The sequence below is a fragment of the Halpernia sp. genome (assembly GCF_048269545.1).
Taxonomy (GTDB): Bacteria; Bacteroidota; Bacteroidia; order Flavobacteriales; family Weeksellaceae; genus Halpernia.
In genome coordinates this window covers 1-16471 of record NZ_JBLXIJ010000013.1, presented here as the reverse complement: position 1 = coordinate 16471, position 16471 = coordinate 1, and the positions used below count along the sequence as shown (strand labels likewise).

Genomic DNA, 16471 nt, shown 5'->3' with positions numbered 1-16471 from the left:
GAGATTAAAATTGATTATTATTTAAAAAAACTATGCTAATTCACCGATTAAATCAAATTCTTCTGCCGAAGTTATTTTAACCTCAACAAAATCTCCCACAGAAATGTAAACATTTTCCGCAGGAACAAGAACTGTATTATCAACATCAGGGGAATCGAACTCTGTTCTTCCCACAAAATAATTTCCTTCTTTTCTATCAAACAAACATTTGAAAGTTTTTCCTATTTTTTCTTGATTTTTCTCCCAAGAGATTTGAGATTGAAGTTCCATTATTTCCTCAACTCGCGCATCTTTTACTTCTTGGGGAATATTATCTTCTAAAACAAAAGCAGTTGTATTTTCTTCGTGTGAATAAGTGAAACAACCCAATCTGTCAAAACGTTGTTCTTTCACCCAAGTTTTCATTTCCTGGAAATTTTCTTCAGTCTCTCCAGGAAAACCAACAATTAGCGTAGTTCTAATTGCCATGTTTGGAACTTTTTCTCGAAATTTATCTAAAAGCTCATTCGTTTTTTCGTGAGAAGTTCCGCGTTTCATTGCTTTTAATACTTCAGAATTAATATGTTGCAACGGAATATCTATATAATTACAAATTTTTGGTTCTTCTCTAATAATATCTAAAACATCTTCTGGGAAACCCGTGGGAAAAGCGTAATGCAATCTGATCCACTCAATTCCATCTACTTTTACCAATTCTTTTAATAAATCTCCCAGTGCGCGTTTCTTGTAAATATCAAGTCCGTAAAAGGTTAAATCTTGTGCTATTAAAATTAATTCTTTCACTCCTTTTTTTGCTAAATTTTGAGCTTCTAATACCAAATTTTCTATTGGTGTAGAAATGTGTTTTCCCCGCATTAAAGGAATTGCACAGAAAGAACAAGGTCTGTCACAACCTTCAGATATTTTAAGATAAGCGTAATGTTTTGGCGTCGTAATCATTCTTTCGCCAACTAATTCATGCTTGTAATCTGCGCCTAAATGTTTTAGCAAAAGTGGTAAATCTCGAGTTCCAAAATATTGATCTACATCTGGAATTTCCCTTAATAAGTCTGGTTTATATCTTTCTGAAAGACAACCTGTCACGAAAACTTTTTCAACTTCGCCTCTTTTTTTAGCTTCTACAAAATCTAAAATAGTATTAATACTTTCTTCTTTTGCGTTATCAATAAAACCACAAGTATTTATTACGACTATATCGCCGCGATCTTCGTGTACAACGTCTTTACCGTTTGCTTCTAATTGTCCCATAAGAACTTCAGAATCATAAACATTTTTGGAGCAACCAAGTGTAACGATATTTATCGTTTTCTGGCCGATGGATTTTGTACGCATAATTTAATATAATAGGTAATGGGCTAAATTTTTAGCCTGAAAAATTGTTTCTTTTAAAGTTTGCAAATTTACACATAAAAAATGCAACTAAATTCCGAAAAAAAATAAAGAAATATTAAACCGTAACGTCTTCAACAGATTCAATTGCTTTCGCTTTTTCATCTTTTTTGTCACTCAAAATTACGCCAATCATCATAATAATGGTAGTCATTAAAATAATTTGAATAAGAATGGATTGGTTTAAAAAAGGAACTTTATCTGCAGGAACAATTGCTAGAAAAAGTAAGATTGTAATTAACCCACGAGGTGCAATAAACACCAAAGGTTGTACATCTAATTTAGCAATTTTTAATAAAATAAAACGCACTACAAAAATTAGAACAACAATACTTAAAGACCAACGCAAAGATTCTACATTAATAATATCTTCAGTTTCTAAGACAAATCCTAAAACTAAAAAGAAAAGTGAACGCACCACGAAAGTTGCTTCTATAACTACGTCTTTAAACAACATCACTTCTCTGTTTAAGCGTGTAAAACGAACATTTTTTAAAAATCTAACACCACGCAATTCATCAATATTTCCTAAAACCAAACCAAAAAACAAAATAAATATTAATGCAGGAAGATGATAAATTTTAGAAATTTCATAAATTAAAATGATAGAAATAATGATAGGACCATATTTTATATGGTGATCAATTTTGCCTAATAAAATAGCCAGAATTAAAGAGGCAATTATTGAAATGATAATCATTAATAAAAATTGACCAATAAAATAAAAACCGCCTGTAAGTGTAATCGCTGTTCCAAAAGTTGCAAAATTAAAAAATACAACTCCTACAATATCCGACAAACTACTCTCATAAATTACAAATTCTCTTTTTGCACTAGATAAATTTATTGCACTTGGTATTGCAATAGAACTACTTATAATACAAAATGGTATTGCATTAATAATACCTTCTCTATAATCAATTCCCCATTCATAGTTAAGCCAAATAGCGAAAGCGGCAGTCATAATTAAAACTGAAGCAGTAGAAATTAGTAAAGTTTTTCCTATTAATTTTTTTTTGGAGCGGTTAAGTTCCAATTCTAATGAACCTTCTAAAACTATTAAAATTAAACCGACTGTTCCTAAAATGGGTAGAATTACATTTAAATCTGGTATTGCAAATCCAGATAAACCAATAATTTGATTGAGCAACCATCCGATTGCTAAAAGTAAAATTACAGAAGGAATTTTCGTAATTTTTGAAGTGATATCAAAAAAATAAGATATCAATAATAGTACGCAAATTGAGATAATAACCGTTTCTGCCATACAGCAAATATAAACAAAAAGAGATAAATTATTTTTGAATAAAATTTAGAAATTCTCTGCTGAAAAAGAGAGTTGTATTTTATCTTTTTCTGATAAAATGATATCATTTTCTGGCAATTTCCAGTCGATATTTAAACCTTCATCACTGTATAAAACACCACCTTCTGATTCTTTATTGTAAAAATTATCACACTTATAAGCAAAAAGAGCCGTTTCACTTAAAACCGAAAAACCATGACCGAAGCCGCGCGGAACGTAAAATTGTAATTTATTTTCTGAAGAAAGTTCTACACCAAACCATTGTCCAAAAGTAGGCGATGTTTTTCTTAAATCTACTGCAACATCCCAAACATTACCTTCTAAACAAGAAACTAATTTCGCTTGTGCATATTCTCCTTTTTGCAAATGAATCCCACGCAAAACGCCATATCCAGATTTTGAAATATTATCTTGTACAAAATGACCATTTAAACCCGTATTTTCTTCAAAAGTTTTCTCATTATACTTTTCACAAAAATAACCACGCTCATCTTCAAAAATGGTTGGTTCTAAAATATAGCAATCTTTTAACGGCGTTTCTTTAATTTTCATTTTTTGAAATTGTCTGTATTTTCTGAATAAATATTTTCTATTATTTTTATAACTTCAATACTTTCTTCTGATGTAGTTTGAGTTTGACCATTTGACTTTAAAACATCAATGATGTTTTTGTACAAAAATTGATGATTTTGTGCAGATCCTTTAAAACTACCATAATCATTTGCACCATTTGTTTCTGGTAAATAGGGTTGTTTATAGTCTTTAATTATACACTTCTCTATTTGATTCATATATTGTCCACCAATTTTCACAGATCCATTTTCTGCAATAATAGTGAGTGAACTTTCTAAATTTTCATTCCAAACAGAAGTTGAAAAACTAAAACTACCAATTCCACCTGAATTAAAATCAAAAGTGACAATTCCGCTATCTTCAAACTCTGTTAAATCTGAATGATTAAAATCTGCAAATTTGGTTTTAATATTTGTGATATCTCCAAAAAGCCAATACATAATATCTAAATAATGAGAAAACTGGGTGTATAAAGTTCCACCATCTAATTTTTTTGTTCCGCGCCAAGAATCTTTTTTATAATATTGATTATTACGATTCCAATAGCAAGAAATTTGAACCATAAAAATTTTACCTAAAATTTGAGTTTCCATTAAACTTTTTAACCAAACTGCAGGTGGGGAAAATCGATTTTGCATAACTGGAAAAATCTTAAGTTTTCTTTCTAATGCTAAATCTTCTAAAAGCTGTGCGTTATGCGAGTGTAAAGCAATAGGTTTTTCTATTATTACATGGATATTATTCTCCAGAACCTTTTTTGCGTGCTCAAAATGCAAACCATTTGGTGTGCAAATAGAAATAATATCAGTAGAAATATTACCATTTAAGAATAAATCTAAAGAGGAAAATAAAGGATTAGATTTTTGTTGGGCTATTTCTTCAGGTGTAAATTTTATATCTATTAAAGCTACGAGTTCACAATCTTTATTTTGATTGATCATTTCAGCATGTTTTTTACCGATATATCCGAAACCTAAAATTGCAATTTTTACTTTTTCCGTCATGAATTTGCTTAGAGAAATATTATAATATAAATAATTTCAAAAGGTAATATTTTTTAACTTAAAATTAAAATATTATTTAGAATTTTCCATTTAAAAGAGCGAATTTACAACATTTTCTATACGATTTCTGTCATCATCAGAAAGATTTGAACCCGAAGGAAGACATAAGCCATCACGAAAAAGATTCTCAGCAATATCTTCTCCATAAAATGGAGCGTCTTTAAAAACAGGTTGTAAATGCATTGGTTTCCATAAAGGTCGGGATTCAATATTATATTCTAAAAATTTTAATCTTAAATCTTCACGAGAAAAACCGGTGATATTTTCATCAATTGTAATTGCTGAAAGCCAATGATTTGAAAAATAATCTTCGGAAGACTCTGAAAATACTTTTACACCAGGCTTTTCTGCAAATAAATCTACATAAAACTGGTGATTTTTTCTTCTTTGTGAAATACGTTCATCTAAAACTTCCATTTGTCCGCAACCAATACTTGCAGAAATATTACTTAATCTGTAGTTATAACCAATTTCAGAATGTTGATAATGTGGAGTCGGATCTCGCGCTTGAGCAGCTAAAAATAAAGCTCTCATTTTTTGTTCTTCTGTGCTACAAACTAAAGCACCACCACCGGAAGTGGTAATAATCTTATTACCGTTAAAACTTAAGATTCCTATTGTTCCAAATGTGCCACATTTTCTGTTTTTGTAAGAACTTCCTAAAGATTCTGCAGCATCCTCAATAAGAGGGATTTCATATTTATTTGCGATATGTGATATTTCATCCATTTTTGCAGGCATTCCATAAATATGTACAATAATAATCGCTTTTGGTTTTTTACCCAAAAAAATTCGTTCTTTTATAGCTATTTCTAATAGTTCTGGAGACATATTCCAAGTATCACATTCACTATCTACAAATACAGGCTTCGCTCCTAAATAAGCAATCGGAAATACAGAAGCAGAAAAAGTCATTGTCTGACAAATTACTTCATCATCAGTTTTTATTCCAATAATTTCTAAGGCTAAATGCAATGCAGCAGTTCCCGTGGAAACCGCTGTAACGTGAATATTTTCTTGTAAAAACCCCTCTAGTTTAGCCTCAAAAAGATTAACATTTGGTCCAAATGGAGCAATGAAATTATTATCAAAAGCACTATGTATATATTTTAATTCAGCTCCACCCAAATGCGGAGGAGAAAGCCAAATTTTTTGGTTGGTCTTCATTTTTCAATTTTCATTAAAAACAAAACTAATAAAAAAGTAATATTAAATACAGATTCTTTATTTCTATTTTTTAGAATTAACTATCTATAAATAAATAAGAAATAAAACTAAAAAAATACTTTTAATTTCACCTAAAAATTAAAGAGGGTTTTCCAAATAATTTTTAAATCTAATAGTAAACTTCTTCCATAATAATAATTCAAATTTATCCGAACTTTATCTGGGAAAATAACTTCATCATTATATTGCAATGGATTAATCTGTAACTTCAAAAGTTCTTCTTCATTTGAATATTTTAACGAAGCTTCTGAAGTAAGACCTGGTTTTAATTCCAAAATCAATCGATTTTCTCCCTCTAATTTATCATAATAACCCAAAATATCTGGACGTGGACCGACAAAACTCATTTCGCCTTTTAAAATATTTAATAATTGAGGTAGCTCATCTAATTTCGTCTGTCTTAAAAAAGCATTGTATTTAGAAATATTTCCTGTTTTAAGATTTATTGTTTTAATTTTATAAATGGTAAATATTTCAGCGAACTGTCCTACTCTTTTTTGAAAAAAGACTCCAAAAGATTGTGTATTTATTGTTGAAATAATGAATAGTAAAATAATTATTGGGAATAAAATAATTAGTCCTAAAAAAGAAAATATGATATCAAAAACACGTTTAATAAACATTACATTTTTTAATAATTTTTCTTGGTTCCCAAATTTTACGCTATATAGAGTTTTTTGCGTAAATTTCTTTAAAAATTCTTCTACCAGTAATTGATTTCATTAGGATTCTTTAGAACCTGTTATTACTTAAATTTAATAATCGAAAAAAAAATTCACTTTTACCTGAGGAAAATTAAAAACAGGATTTCCTTGTTTTACGATTGCTCAAAAAATAACTTTAATTATAAAATCCATGCACGAAGTGCAAAAATAAAATCTGCAAAAAGACTTTGTGAAACTTCTTACATTTGTTTAAATTTATTCTATATCGCAATTGTTCTATGAATTCTTAACTTCAAAAGTATGTAAAAAAAAGAAAGTGGAAGAATTATAATTGGAAACATCCAAAAACCAAGATCATCACATTTTATAACAATAACATTTACAATGGTCTGCAAAAATGCGTAAATCAAACTAATTATTCTGTGGTCTGCATTTTTTTCATTTGCAAAAAGCTGATACAAATGTCTGCGGTGCGCTTTGAAAATATTTTCTTTTAATTTTAATCTTTCTAAAATAGTGACAATTGTATCTATGCCGTAAATTGTTAAAAACAAAAGATATTTTAATTCATTGGTTTTCAGAATTAATAAACCAAGAAGTGACAAAATCCAAAATGCAATTGCCATACTTCCGATATCGCCCATGAAACACTTTGCTTTTTTTCGGAAATTAAAAAATAAAAAAACCAGACTTGCAATAATTGGAAAAATGATGAAATTAATATCTGTGAATGAAACAATATATTGATTTACGTAAAGCAATCCTGCTAAAACAGCCAAACTGTAAAAACCTGTAATTCCGTTAATTCCGTCCATGAAATTAAATGCATTTAGAATTCCAATAATTAAAATAAACAAAATTGGAATTGCCCAAATTGGCAACAATTGAAAAGCATTAATAAAATACAATAATAATCCGACAGAAATAAAATGGAACAATATTCTTATTTTATTGGATAAATCCATCACATCATCAATAAAACTGATTGCAGATATTAGAAATAAACCTAAACCAAATTGCCAATAATTAAGTAAAAAATCTTGATTATTACTAAAGAAAAATTTATAAATAATTAGAAAAAGAAATGCAACAGGAAAGATAATTCCGCCACCTCTCAAAGTAATTTCTGAATGCGAGCTGCGCTCATTTGGTTTGTCTATAATATTATATTTATTTGCAATTTTGAAATAAACAAACATTATTATTAGTAAAACTAAAACAAGCACTAAATATAAAATCATTTCTTAAAACTTTTGATGGTTTTTATTAAGACTTTTTCTGTAGAAAGCAGAAATTCCATTTGAAATTTTGATTAAAAATTTCATAATTAATATTCCAACTTGTCGTGAATTTCATTCCACACTTTCGTTTCTTCAAAATTTGTTCGGACAAATTCTCTTCCATTTTTCCCATGCAGCGTTTTCAAATTTCTATCATTAAGATAAATTTCAATTTTCTCCGCAATACTTTTTGCAGAATTTTCAATAAACAATCCTGTTTTATTTTCTATTATAGATTCTTCACAACCTGTTGCACGCGTAATAATAACGGGGATTTCCATTGAAGACGCTTCAAGTGAAACTGTGGGAAAACCTTCACGAAATGTAGGTAATACAAATACATCAAATAATGAAAAGTAAGGTGCAGAATTTAATACAAAACCTGTATTGATAATATTTGGATTTTTTTGAATTTCTTCTAAAGATTCTATACTAATCTTATTTCTATTCTCAATTGGTCCAACAAGAAGTAACTTAATGTTTGTTTGTGATTTTTCTAAAATTTTCCACGCAGCGATTAATTCATTAATACCTTTATCTTTTACTAATCGTCCCACATATCCTACAACAAAATCTGTATCTCTGATCTGGAAAGTAGTCTTTAAGTTTTTTATAATATTTTCGTCTTGTAAAGCGGGATTATAGTTTCTTTCAGTATCAATGCCACTACAAGTTCCTAATCCTAAAACAACATTTTTTTCGGGATTATTTAAGTGATCTTTAACGCTTATTGACTTTACACAATTGCTTACACAAACAACTTTGGTAGCAAGATTACCTGAAAGGCGGTCTATATTTTTAAGTAAATACCTTTGAAATCCACTTCTGGTTTCATAAATAATGCCATGACGAAAATAAATTCGATTTTCTACTCCTGCAAAATAAGCCGCAATCATTGCGACCATTCCTCCTTTTGGAGTGTGACCTACGACAACATCTATTTTATTTTTTTTTATAAATTTAAATATTGAAAATATTGCAGAAATATCTGTGAAAGGACTAATATTTCTAGTAACTTCAACTGGAAAGGATATATAATTAAGTTTTTCAGAAAGTTTAAAAAATTCGTCTGAAGGTGAACAACCGAGAAAGTATTTATTCCCAGTTAATTTCTTCATATAATTAAACTGATTCCCAAAAAAATGATTTATAACATACGATACCGTGATAATATGTAGAACTTTTTTATTCTTCACTAAATGAAATGATTTTAAATTTACTAAATATTATCTTCATATAATCACTAAAATTGGCACTTTTATTTGAGAATTTTTATTATTTATATTTCAAATTTTAAATACGCGAAATTACTATTTTTTTTTGAACGATATTTTTTTAAATATTACTTTAACAAAAGCTTTTAATCTTACTTGCTAATTTGTTTAATAATTAAATTGTTCGGGATAACTTTGTTATCAAATATTTGTTCTATGTTTCTATTCGGTTTCAATTTAGTAATATTTATTTTTATATTATTTTCAGGAGTTTGAGAAAAGTTTCTAATATTTCCTACTTTATTATTGGTATAACTTACATTCTGAATATTAATTGTCCCAATTGGTAATTTTCCTTCAATTGTTTTTTCTTCCAACATAAATGCCATTCCATATTTTGAGTATAAATCTTGATGCTGATTTATATTAATTGAAACCTTTTTAACTTTTGGTGCTTTTAACCTTACTAAAACAATTAAAAGTCCTTCTTCTTGATTATTAAAAGTTGTAAGATTATTCACATTTATATTCTCCATAAATTCCCAATTATGGCTTGGTTCAAAATCAATACCAGATTCTGGTGCAGTTCCGTTAGAATTTGCCGCAACAATATTTGAAAGTGAAAGACTAATGGCTGAAGTTACAGAAATACCATTTCGTCGATTATTATCAACCAAACCACCTTCTATTTTAATATTTTTTGAAACTATTTTTCCTTCAGAACCTATGAAGATTCCATCTCCCCAACAATTTTTTACAATTGGTTTATAAAGATAAATATTATCTGAATCTTGTATTGAGATTCCAAAACCCCATTCTCCTTTCGTTCCTGTATGTATATTTCTGTCGCCGATAATATTTGCGTAATAAATATTTACATTTTCTACGCTGTGAATTCTAAGTATTTCGTAACGGATAAAATCGTTTTTTTCAAAATCCAGTATTGCATTTTCCTCAAAATAAATAGTTCTGTTATTTGGTATGGTTAAACCTTTTTTATTAATAAAAAAATTTCCGCTTGGGAAAATTATCACTTTATTTAAATCAATCGCTTTCTGAAAAATAGCGGTATAATCAATTTTTCCAGTTGTATCATAATTTACAGGAAGTAAGCTTTATACATTTATTGGGTTTTCTAATTTTTTAAAGATTTCAGCTCTTTGTTCTTTAGTGTCTTTATATAAATAATCATATTCCGTAGGAATTTCCATGTAAGAGAATTCTTGCTGCGCTTGACAAGAAAAAAGTAAAAAGATTAAAAGGTATTTAAAGAAACCTATTGTCAAAATTTATTTTAAAATTTATTTAATTTTCAATTAGTTTAAGTAAATCATTAATTCTACTTTTAATCAGCAATTTAGAATTTGGCAAATTTTCTGAAACGGCTAATTGAAAACTTTTATATATTTCTTTCGTTTTGTATGGATTAAATACGTGTGATGGTTCACAAACATCAAAAACATAATCTAAATTTGCCGCTAAAATTTTGCAATTACATTCACAAGCTTCTACTAAACCCAAACCAAAACTCTCCGTTAATGAAGGATAAATTGCAAATGAAGATTTTAAATAAATTTTCTTTAATTCGTCTCTATCTACAAAACCACAATTTGTAATGGGATATCCCAATTTAGTTTTTTCTTCGATTAATTCTTTTACATTTGGATAAGAATCTGAGATTGTTAATAATAATTTTCCAATTTTGTAATCATCATAAAATTTACAAAAAGCATCAAGAAGTCTCTTGTGATTTTTTCGTGGACCGCCGTCGCTTACATATAAAAATGTATTTTTCTCTGGTTCTGCGGTTTCTTTATTACTATTTAATTCTTTATAAAATGGTAAAATTTTAATCTTTGAGTTATCTACATTTTTCGATTTAGAAAGATTTCTCTGCATTGATTTTGTTTGTACAATCCAAAGATCTACATTCTTTATTACAAAATTAAAATACAATTTTTTAAGATTTGTAATAATATAATGTCGAAAATCTGATTTATCTATTTTTGAAACGTAATAACTGGAATGTAAATAATTAATAAAAGTTCCGCTAATTTTAATTGGTGGTGGAATATTTCCTAAGCAAAATACTTTTTTAAATTTTTTTTGATTTTCTAGATAAAATTTATTTCTTTCTCTTAGGTTTTTCGCATAATGAATTTCAACTTCTTTTCCGTCTAACAAATTATAAGATTTCATCCGAAAATCTAATAAAAACACAAATTTATTAGTTTTAAAATCAAGCAATGAAACAAGGTATTCTAATAAAATTTTACCTCCTCCATCAACTATAAATACGGTATCAATTAATATCATTTGTGCAATAAATAATTTTAGTAAGCAATATAAGATTATATATTTTAAAAAAATATGAGAATTTAGATATTTGAAAATTGTGCAATTGTTTTAGCCAAAAATTTTGTCTAACCAGTTATCAATATAATATTTTCGTATGATTTCTTCTGGATATTCTTGATAACTATTTTTTATCCAATTTTGGATTTCACTCACGTTATTATCTTTTACTATAAAAATATTGATTGGATTATAAAAATCATAATTCTTCACAGCGTCGCTGGTTGTAATTAATTTTGTATGTGTCCCAATTACTTCTATTGCTCTGGTTGTAATATTTCTCTGTGTTGGATGTGGTAATTCAATTAAACATTTAGAATTCGCAACTACTTTAATGTAATCATCATAAGTTAATGGCGTAAACTGAACATCTTTAATATTTACTTTACTTAGATATTTTAAATAAGTAATAAAACCTGCATATAAATAAAAATAAAAATGAAGTTTCGGATTATTTTTTTTGAAATTTTTTAATTTTTGATACCGGTCAGAATGAACTGTTCCCACAAATGCTGCATCTTGTTTTCTGGAAACAGTATTAGATTGATGCGTATAAAAGAACGGTAAAAACTCAAGATCAGGATTTTCATCGGCATCAAATTTACTGTAAGTATAAATTTTATCAAATAGCTGAAGAAAAATTTCTGGTGGATTTAGATTTTTTATATCATCCCAGATGTAAAGTATTTTCTTGCAATTTTTATATTTATCACTTAGTTTTTTAATAACAAAATTAGGAATGTCTTTTCCATTTATTACGAGAACCAAATCATAAATAGTATCATCACTAAGAATATGTTTGTAATGTGGTTTTTGATTGTACTCTATTTTGAATATTTTTTTTTTAATTCTATCCAAAGTACCGGGAATAAAAAAATATTTGAGATCTACTTCAAAATTTCTTTTTTGTAAATGCTCTTTAATTCTATCCGCATAACCGAAAAAATTTTCAGAAAAAATTAAAATTTTCATCTGTAAATATTTATAGATTTTATAGTTTCATTAATTTCCTCTAAATAAGAAGATTCTCCTAATACTTCGAGTGGTAAAATGTATTGAAGATAAAGTACAACAATTATCAAGAGATAAGAGATGAAGAAATGTCTAATTTTTACTTTTAAAGGTTTGTCTTTAATTAAATAAAGGAAAAACATAATCCAAACTACTAAAAAAGGAAAAACGTAGCGGTACCCTATAATTTGAATAAAAGTGGAAGCAGGAATCAATAAAACCGTATAAAAGCTTAATTTTTTTAAAAATTTATAAGTTGGAAGATTTCGGTTGCCTAAATATTTTTTATCTAAAAGATATAAAGGAATTAAAATGACTAATGTTGGAAGCATACTGAAAACACCTCCTAAAAATGAACTTTGATTTTCATTTTTTATATATTCTCCAAAATGTTCAAAAGCGGCATATAAAGTAGTATTTGAAACAATATAACTCGTAATAAATAAAATAATACTTCCAAATATTAAAATATTTTTATAAAATTTTTCTGGTACAAATAGATAAAAAAGAAAAAAAGAATACAAAGGTAAGATTGCAGAATGTGAGAGTCCTCCTAAAACCCCAAATAGACAAAACCACATTACTTTACGATTTAATAAAAGATAATAAGCAGCAAGAAGAAAACAAGGAAATGCTAAATAAAATCTAATTTGATTAACATAAGGAATGAATGATAATAAAAGATAGACTCCAAAAATATAGAAAAAATTACTATTAAATTTTGAAATAAATAGTAAATATAAAGCTGAAATTACAAGAATGTGTGCGCCAAATAAATCTTGAAAAGTTAAATTATGATGTCTAAAATAATAGGCGCTTTTATAAAATATAAAATCTGTATTCTCATATTCTTTTTTAAAATAAGATTCATACATGGGGTAATCTGCAGTATAAGTAATCTGAACCATGTAATAAACGCAAATTGCACCAAGAATAATTCCCAAGAAATAGAAAAGCATTTTTTTATTAATCAAATATTGAAATTGATTAATTAGAAAATGCATTATAAGAAATAGTGAAATAATTAGAATCACTTCCAGATACTCTTTTTTAAATTAAATTTTTTCCCAGTTTTTGGTTGTAAAGTTATAATTCTTTATAACTTTTCCTGGGATTCCTCCTACAATGGAATAAGGCGGAACATTTTCCGCAACAACTGTATTTGCACCGATAATTGAAGATTTGCCAATTGTAACATTAGCTAAAATACAAACACCATCTCCTATCCAAACATTTTCTTCAATAACCACAATTCCTGCAGAATAGATTTCTCTTTTATTTGGTGACTCATCTGGATTTGAAATTCCATCTCCATTATATTTGCCGTGGTTATGATCTGTGATAAGAATTCTGGAACCAATTAGAACATTATCATTAATAATAATTTTGTTAACCGCTGCAATATGAACATTTTCTCCCATATTTACATTGTTTCCAATTTTTAACTTAATATCATTATTGTTTGCAATTGCTTCTATTCTTAGAAATCGATTTGCAAAGAATTGATTTCCTATTTCAATGTTTTTTGCTCCTTTAATACTTGCAAAAGATTTAATAAAGAAAAAGCCAGAAGATTTAATAAACCATCTGTATCTTAAATAATAAAGAATTGCACAAATTTTTTCCATTAGTTATAAAACTATTTTCTCTTTAAAGTATTATAAATATAAGTAATGTCTTTTTTATAAAAAATAAAATAAACTAACACAAAAAAACTAACACAAATTAAAATCCCGATTAATAACTGAAAAATTATATTTAATGACAATAAAGTAATTAAATATCTTGTAAAAACACCAATCATTAATCCCATTAAAAAAAGTGGAACTATAATTTTTATTTGTTCAAAAATTCCTTTTTGAAGTAATCTTTGAACGATTACTGTAGTAATCAAAAATTGCAAAATTTGCTGTATAAAAATACCTATACCAATATATATTAATCCTTTATGGATGGTAAAAATTAAAATTAAAACACCGATGATTTTTGTAACAATTTCAATATTTAAAAACAGTTGTGTTTTATTTTTCACCTGAAACATCATCATATTATTCACAATAACAGGATATAAACTGTAAGACAGACAAAATATCCCAAAAAGTCCCACCATTTCTGACCATTTTGCAGAAAAAAGTAAAATAATTAATGGATAAGAAACTGCAAATAAAGTAAAAAATATAGGAAAAAACAGAAGACAAGAAATTTTTGTGTACAATTGATTGGAACGAAATACTTTTTCACTATCGTTTTGATGACTGGAGAAAAATGGAAATAATACGCGCTGCAGAACTGTAGTAAGTACGGAAGAAGGCATCAAAGTAAATTGGTTAGATTTTGCATAAATTCCTAATGTTTTGGTGGACAAAACTTTACCAATTGCTGTAGGATAAGAATTAAAATAAACTGATTGTATTACAGCAGACGCTAAAACGCGAGATCCAAAACCAAATAATCTTTTTAAAGCAGAAAAAGAAAAACTTAATTGTGGTAACCATTTATAAGCTAACCAAAGAAAAAAGCTATTAAGAAAACTAAGTGATAAAATCTGAAAAACTAAAGCCCAAACCCCATATCCTTTATAAGCTAAAACAAGACTGAGAATTCCCGAAACTATGACTGCCAATAAAGAGCATTTTGCTTGAGTTTTAAAATCCATCAAGACAGAAAGTTTTGTTTTATGAACAATAACAGAAGAACTAAAAATTATACTCAAACACGTCACTCTTAAAAGAATTGCCAAGTTTTTAATCTCATAAAATCTCTCAATAAATGGAGCTGAAAAAAAAATCAGAAAATAAACAAATATGGCGGTTGCTATATTAAAATAAAAGACAGCAGAATAATCTACTTCATTTCTATCTTGTTTATGAATTAAGGCATTGGAAAAGCCGCCTTCTGTAAAAGTAACTGCAATGCTTATAAAAACTAAAACAATGCCTACAACGCCGTAATCTTTCGGCAATAATAATCTTGCGAGAAATAATTCTAATATAAGTTGAAATAAAACAATACCAAATTTATCAACACCGCTCCATAAGACACCTTTTATAAGATGATTATTTTTATAATCCAAAATAAAAAAATTATATTTTATTCATAAAATAAAAAAAATAAAATTATAATTTAAATACAAATTATAATTATTAGTCTATTTTTTTTGATACCGCTTTCGCAAATATAAGGATTAAGTGCTAAAGTAAGATTCTTTTAGAAGAGTAAAAACCAAACTCCGAATTTAGTATTTATTAAGAAACAGATTATTTAATTAAAAAGTATTCTCTTCAATTTTTACAAGCTTTTCAATTAAAACATTGAAGTTGTTAAATTATTTTTTTAAACTTTTTATGGTTTTAAAAATGCCATCTGATGCATTAATTGGTAACTTCTGAATATCTAAAGCCGTTTTTATTTTTTGGTTGGAGACGATATAACTTTCTGATAGTTTTTTTAATCTTTCGGAATTTAAAGGTAAATGTAAAATATCGCCCGTTTTGGCAATTTTCTGAATTAAATTTTTACTGATTTTTAAAAATTTTGGGGTTTTATTAACAGCTTCGTTCATTATCGTGATAAGTTTATTAGTAGATAATGACTCATCATCTGCAAAATTATAAACACCAGATTCTACTGAAGGATTATTTATCATCTCAACAATTAAATAATTTAAATTATCGATACTTAAAAACGACCGTTGATTTTCAAAATTTGTTAATGGCCAAGGAATTCCCTTTTCTACAATTTTGTATAATAAATTTAAGTTCCCTTTATTTCCCGGACCGTGGATCATACAAGGTCTAATGATAAAGAGGCGCTTTCCAGACGGCAGTTTTTTACTTAAAATATATTGTTCAGCTTTCCATTTAGATTTACCATAAGGTGTTTGTGGATTACCTTCCACATTTTCTATTAAAACGCCATCAACTGTGTCTGCAACAGCTTTTACAGAACTAAAGTAGAAAAAATCTTTAATATCTGATTTCAAAAATTGATCAAAAAGTTCGGTGGTTAAATTTGTATTAATTTTGATATGTTCGTTTGGAGGTGCAATATTAAAAGTGTCATGGGCTAAACTTGCAAGATGAATGAGTACATCACATTGCGTATTTAATTTTAGTTTCCAATCTTGATTTCTTAAACGTAACGAAAAAACTTCAAAACCTAATTTTTCTAAATATATTGAAAGGTTTTGACCTACAAAACCTGTATAACCCGTGATTGTAATTTTCATTAATAATTTTCCATTTAAATTAAGTTATGGATTATATTTTTCATATTTTAGAAAATTTAATTTTTAGAAAAACTTATTTTAAGTTTAATATTAAAGTATAATGATAAAGCTAAACTCAAACTATTTATTTAATATTTTGAATTCTATTATTTAAATTTT

Annotated in this window: 15 protein-coding genes; all 15 read right to left on the bottom strand. The window is 27.2% G+C overall.

The annotated features are described in order from the left end of the window. Positions 1–30: 30 nt before the first annotated feature. The 15 genes from rimO to ACN0WB_RS11075 all read right to left on the bottom strand — a co-directional run bounded on the left by rimO (position 31) and on the right by ACN0WB_RS11075 (position 16312). Positions 31–1332, bottom strand: coding sequence for a 30S ribosomal protein S12 methylthiotransferase RimO (gene rimO / locus ACN0WB_RS11145; RefSeq protein ID WP_417431787.1), 1302 nt, complete (start codon positions 1330–1332; stop codon positions 31–33). Positions 1333–1447: 115 nt separating this feature from the next. Then, a complete protein-coding gene (locus ACN0WB_RS11140) occupies positions 1448–2617 on the bottom strand; it encodes a sodium:proton antiporter (RefSeq protein ID WP_417431785.1) in 1170 nt (389 codons plus the stop codon). A gap of 84 nt (positions 2618–2701) precedes the next feature. Beyond that, entirely contained in the window at positions 2702–3247 is a 546-nt protein-coding gene (gene rfbC, locus ACN0WB_RS11135; protein ID WP_417431783.1) for a dTDP-4-dehydrorhamnose 3,5-epimerase, read from the bottom strand. Next, positions 3244–4272, bottom strand: coding sequence for a Gfo/Idh/MocA family protein (locus ACN0WB_RS11130; RefSeq protein WP_417431781.1), 1029 nt, complete (start codon positions 4270–4272; stop codon positions 3244–3246). Before ACN0WB_RS11130 ends, rfbC begins: the two co-directional genes overlap by 4 nt. Before the next feature lie 90 nt (positions 4273–4362). Continuing rightward, a complete protein-coding gene (locus ACN0WB_RS11125; protein WP_417431779.1) occupies positions 4363–5499 on the bottom strand; it encodes a DegT/DnrJ/EryC1/StrS family aminotransferase in 1137 nt (378 codons plus the stop codon). A gap of 131 nt (positions 5500–5630) precedes the next feature. Then, positions 5631–6182, bottom strand: coding sequence for a sugar transferase (locus ACN0WB_RS11120; RefSeq protein WP_417431777.1), 552 nt, complete (start codon positions 6180–6182; stop codon positions 5631–5633). A 302-nt stretch (positions 6183–6484) separates the two neighbouring features. Next, on the bottom strand, positions 6485–7465 hold the full coding sequence (locus ACN0WB_RS11115; protein ID WP_417431775.1) for an MraY family glycosyltransferase: 981 nt from the start codon (positions 7463–7465) through the stop codon (positions 6485–6487). Between the two features lie 86 nt (positions 7466–7551). After that, the gene (locus ACN0WB_RS11110; protein ID WP_417431773.1) at positions 7552–8700 is read right to left on the bottom strand and encodes a glycosyltransferase family 4 protein; all 1149 of its coding nucleotides are present in this window, start codon (positions 8698–8700) and stop codon (positions 7552–7554) included. Between the two features lie 170 nt (positions 8701–8870). Further along, the gene (locus ACN0WB_RS11105) at positions 8871–9752 is read right to left on the bottom strand and encodes a hypothetical protein (protein ID WP_417431771.1); all 882 of its coding nucleotides are present in this window, start codon (positions 9750–9752) and stop codon (positions 8871–8873) included. Positions 9753–10023: 271 nt separating this feature from the next. After that, positions 10024–11034 (bottom strand): glycosyltransferase, encoded by a 1011-nt coding sequence (locus ACN0WB_RS11100; protein ID WP_417431769.1) that lies wholly within the window; start codon positions 11032–11034, stop codon positions 10024–10026. 90 nt (positions 11035–11124) lie between these two features. Beyond that, positions 11125–12045, bottom strand: a complete 921-nt coding sequence (locus ACN0WB_RS11095) for a hypothetical protein (protein WP_417431767.1) — start codon at positions 12043–12045, stop codon at positions 11125–11127. Continuing rightward, positions 12042–13043, bottom strand: coding sequence for an EpsG family protein (locus ACN0WB_RS11090; protein WP_417431765.1), 1002 nt, complete (start codon positions 13041–13043; stop codon positions 12042–12044). Before ACN0WB_RS11090 ends, ACN0WB_RS11095 begins: the two co-directional genes overlap by 4 nt. Positions 13044–13139: 96 nt before the next feature. Next, the gene (locus ACN0WB_RS11085; protein WP_417431763.1) at positions 13140–13712 is read right to left on the bottom strand and encodes an acetyltransferase; all 573 of its coding nucleotides are present in this window, start codon (positions 13710–13712) and stop codon (positions 13140–13142) included. 11 nt (positions 13713–13723) lie between these two features. Then, positions 13724–15157: a lipopolysaccharide biosynthesis protein gene (locus tag ACN0WB_RS11080; RefSeq protein WP_417431761.1), complete on the bottom strand. Its 1434-nt coding sequence runs from the start codon at positions 15155–15157 to the stop codon at positions 13724–13726. 252 nt (positions 15158–15409) lie between these two features. Beyond that, positions 15410–16312 (bottom strand): NAD-dependent epimerase/dehydratase family protein, encoded by a 903-nt coding sequence (locus tag ACN0WB_RS11075; protein WP_417431759.1) that lies wholly within the window; start codon positions 16310–16312, stop codon positions 15410–15412. Positions 16313–16471 lie beyond the last annotated feature (159 nt).